General features: G+C 41.0%; 2 protein-coding genes and 1 pseudogene. All 3 read left to right on the forward strand.

Annotation, left to right across the window (positions count from 1 at the left end; all coding sequences use genetic code 11):
• Positions 1 to 2764 (forward strand): 2-oxoglutarate dehydrogenase E1 component (locus tag VNZ46_RS04215; protein ID WP_325558862.1); only part of this gene is annotated, 2764 nt, incomplete at its 5' end.
• A gap of 20 nt (positions 2765 to 2784) precedes the next feature.
• A complete protein-coding gene (gene odhB, locus VNZ46_RS04220) occupies positions 2785 to 4014 on the forward strand; it encodes a 2-oxoglutarate dehydrogenase complex dihydrolipoyllysine-residue succinyltransferase (RefSeq protein ID WP_325558863.1) in 1230 nt (409 codons plus the stop codon).
• Positions 4015 to 4141: 127 nt separating this feature from the next.
• A pseudogene (locus tag VNZ46_RS04225) lies at positions 4142 to 4627 on the forward strand (hypothetical protein); the annotation flags it as partial.

Below are 4627 nucleotides of genomic sequence, written 5' to 3' on the forward strand. Positions count from 1 at the left end.
TGCCGAATACATAGATTCCTTATATCAAGCTTATAAAGAAGATCCTGATGCTGTAGAGTTTGGATGGCAAAAATTTTTTGAAGGTTTTGACTTCGGAAGAGGTTCAGCAGGAGCATCGGTAACAACAGAAACCCCGGAGCATTTCTTTAAAGAAGTTAACGTACTCAATCTCATTAATGGTTACAGAAACCGTGGTCATTTGTTTACCAAAACCAATCCTGTCCGGGAGAGACGCAAACACATACCCACTCTGGATCTGGAAAACTTTGGCTTAAGCAAGGATGATCTGGATACAGTTTTTAATTCAGGGATAGAGATTGGTATTGGCGCAGCTAAATTGAGCGATATCGTTGCTTTTCTGGAGCAAACTTATTGCAGGTCAATTGGTGCGGAATATAAATTTGTCCGGACACCTGAAGTATTAAGCTGGATTGAGAACAAAATGGAGAGTGCCCGTAACACGGCAAATTTCTCTATTGATGAGAAGAGAAGAATTTTAAAGAAATTAAACGAGGCCGTTAGTTTTGAGAACTTTTTGGGAACCAAATTCCTTGGCCAGAAGCGTTTCTCACTGGAAGGTGCTGAGGCTTTGATCCCTGCGCTGGACTCTGTGATTGAAAAAGGGTCTGAGCTAGGCATTGAGGAGTTTGTAATTGGTATGGCACACCGTGGCCGTCTCAATGTTCTCGCCAATATTATGCAGAAAACCTATAAGGATATTTTTGCTGAATTTGAAGGTAAAGGATATAGTGCTGCCTCTCCGTTTGGTGGGGATGTGAAATACCATTTGGGTTACTCAACCGACGTAACGACGAATGATGGAAAGAGTGTCCATCTAAGTCTTTGCCCTAACCCGTCACACCTGGAAACAGTGAATGGTGTGGTAGAAGGGATGACCCGTTCTAAAATTGATTTTAAATATGCTGGTGACAACGCCAGGATAGCGCCTATATTAATTCATGGTGATGCTTCGGTAGCCGGTCAGGGTATTGTTTATGAAGTGATCCAAATGGCCGGTTTAGATGGTTATAAAACCGGAGGAACCATTCACCTGGTGATCAACAACCAGATTGGTTTTACCACTAACTATAAAGATGGCCGTACCAGTACCTACTGTACAGATATTGCAAAAGTAACGCTTTCACCGGTTTTCCATGTGAATGGTGATGATGTAGAAGCCCTTGTTTATGCGATTAATCTGGCTATGGAATATCGTCAGAGATATAGAAACGATGTTTTTATTGATATTTTATGCTACCGCAGGTTTGGACACAATGAGTCTGATGAACCTAAATTTACACAGCCGCTGTTGTATAAAGCGATAGAGAAACACGCCAATCCACGTGACATCTATATCAAACAACTCATCAGCGAAGGTAAAATGGAAGCGAGCCTGGCAAAGGAAATGGAAAAGGAATTCCGTGGAATTTTACAGGAACGACTGAATGAGGCTAAGGAAATTACCTCCACTTATCAGGATGTGAAGTTTGGGGGTGCATGGGCAGATATGCGTATTGCTACCGAAAAGGATTTTGAAACTTCACCGAATACTTCAGTGAAGAAATCTACTTTGCTGGAAATCGCAAAAAAAATAAGTACGCTGCCTTCTGATAAACGCTTCTTTAAGAAAATTGAGAAACTGTTTGATGAACGAAGCAAAATGGCAAATACAACACATGTGTTTGACTGGGCAATGGGGGAACAACTGGCTTATGGTACGCTATTGGCAGAAGGTAAACGTGTTCGTTTAAGTGGTCAGGATGTGGAGCGAGGAACCTTCTCTCACCGTCATGCGGTACTGACACTTGAAGATTCTGAAGAGGAATATATCCCTTTGGCAAATATTTCTGATCAGCAGGCGCCATTTGATATCTATAACTCTCACTTGTCTGAATATGGCGTTTTGGGTTTTGAATATGGTTATGCCATGGCGAATCCAAATGCATTAACCATTTGGGAAGCACAGTTCGGAGATTTCTTTAACGGTGCTCAAATTGTAGTGGATCAATATATCGCCAGTGCGGAAACCAAATGGCAGAGAGAAAATGGTTTGGTGATGCTGTTGCCTCATGGTTATGAAGGACAGGGACCCGAGCACTCTTCTGCAAGGATTGAGCGTTTTATGGAGCTGTGTGCGGATTATAACATGCAGGTAACGAATTGTACAACACCTGCGAACTTCTTCCATGCACTGCGCAGACAGTTTAAAAGAGATTTCAGAAAACCTTTAGTGGTGTTTACACCGAAAAGCTTGCTTCGTCATCCCTTATGCGTTTCTAAGCTGGAAGAGTTTACCAATGGTAAGTTCCATGAGGTAATTGACGATGTGAATGTGAAACCGGCAGAGGTAACACGCGTATTGTTCTGCAGTGGTAAAATTTATTACGAGCTGCTGGAGAAACAACAGACAGATAAAATCAAAAATGTTGCGATTGTACGTCTGGAACAATTGTATCCATTGCCATTAGCGCAAATGGAAGCTGTTTATAACGGATATAAAAATGCAAGCGAAGCCATCTGGGTTCAGGAAGAGCCTGAAAACATGGGTGCATGGCCTTATCTGCTTCGCAAAATGAGAAGAACGATCTTTAGTGAGATTGAAGTAATTTCCAGAAAAGAAAGCAGCAGTACGGCATCTGGTTTTGCAAAACAGCATGCAGATCAGCAGGCTTATATTTTGGCTAAAGCTTTTGAGGTCCCGGTAACGGAGACAGAAAAGAAAATTGCAAAAAAATCTGTGAATAAAGTGTTTAATGTAGATTAGATAATTATAATACATCAGTTATGAGTATAGAAATAAAAGTTCCGCCGGTAGGTGAATCAATTACTGAAGTTGTTTTATCCCGTTGGGTAAAGAATGATGGTGAAGCAGTTGAAATGGATGAAGTTATTGCTGAACTGGAATCAGATAAAGCAACTTTTGAATTAACTGCAGAACAAGCGGGAACTTTAAGAACTGTGGCCAGTGAAGGTGATACTTTACCAATTGGTGCAGTTGTTTGCAAAATTGAAGATGGAGGGGCTGCGGCACCTAAAGCAAAAGAAGAAGCACCGGCGGCTGAGAAAGTAGTGATCGAAGAAAAAGCGGTTTCTCCTGTTGCTGAAAAAAATGGAGAAAGTTATGCTACAGGTACGCCTTCTCCGGCTGCAGGTAAGATTTTAGCGGAGAAAGGTGTTGACCCTGCCTCAGTTAAAGGTTCCGGAGTAGATGGACGGATTACAAAAGAAGATGCTTTAGGGGCTCAAAAGCCGGCATCTAAGCCTGCTGCTCCTGTAACAAGTGCTGCACCTGTTATTGCTGCAGTTGCAGGATCAAGAAATGAGCGCAGACAGAAAATGACTCCGCTTCGTAAAACGGTAGCTAAACGTTTGGTTGCGGTAAAAAATGAGACCGCGATGTTGACCACTTTTAATGAGGTAAACATGAAGCCAATCATGGATTTGCGTACTAAGTACAAAGATCAGTTTAAAGAAAAATTTGGTGTAGGGCTTGGTTTTATGAGTTTCTTTACCAAGGCGGTGTGTGAAGCTTTAAAAGATTTCCCTGCTGTAAATGCAAGGATCGAAGGTGAAGAGCTTGTATATAACGATTTCGTAGATGTTTCTATTGCAGTTTCTGCGCCTAAGGGTTTGGTTGTTCCTATTATCCGCAATGCGGAAAGCATGAGCCTTGCCCAGATTGAGAAAACTGTAATTGAACTGGCAACTAAAGCCCGTGACAGTAAATTGTCTATCGAAGAAATGACAGGTGGTACTTTTACCATCACTAATGGTGGTGTATTTGGATCGATGATGTCTACTCCAATTATCAATTCTCCCCAGTCGGCTATTTTAGGTATGCACAATATCATTGAGCGGCCTATTGCTGAAAAAGGTGAGGTGGTTGTACGTCCAATGATGTACCTGGCTTTATCTTACGATCACAGGATCATTGATGGCCGTGAGTCGGTAGGGTTTTTAGTAAGGGTTAAACAATTGTTAGAAGATCCTGCACGTTTGCTGCTGGGTGTTTAATAACCTGTTATATCAAAAAAGACCCGTCAATTCTGGCGGGTCTTTTTTGGTTCTGAGATAAACCATTTATAAGTCATAATATTACATTGCTCATACAGAGTTGTTTGTAATTCAATTATTTTTGTCCGTGAAAAAACAATACTTACTCTTTTTTTTGTTAATTTTTTCTAAAAAATTAAGTGCGCAGCAAGTTTCTGACGCAAATGCTGATGGCCCGAAAATCGGTAAAAGCATTTTCTCAAATGAAGTTAAAAGGAATTTTTCCAGAAAGGGAGATTTCTTTGTAACCTGGGGATATAACCATTCCTGGTATGACAAGAGTGATATCAATTTTAAGGGGCCTGGCTATGATTTTACGTTGAAAAATGTAGTTGCCCATGATAGACAGACGCCGTTAACCTGGGATTATCTAAAGCCAAGCCTGATCAGTATTCCGCAATTCAATTTTCACTTCGGTTATTTTATTAAGGATAATTATAGTATTTCACTGGGTTGGGACCATATGAAATATGTAATGGATATTCCGCAGTCGGTTCAAATTGAAGGTCATATCGATCCAACAATTTCGAATCCCGGCATTCCTACAGGTCATTATGCAGGAAAGTACAACGGA

It is taken from the genome of Pedobacter sp. (assembly GCF_035566355.1).
GTDB lineage: Bacteria > Bacteroidota > Bacteroidia > Sphingobacteriales > Sphingobacteriaceae > Pedobacter.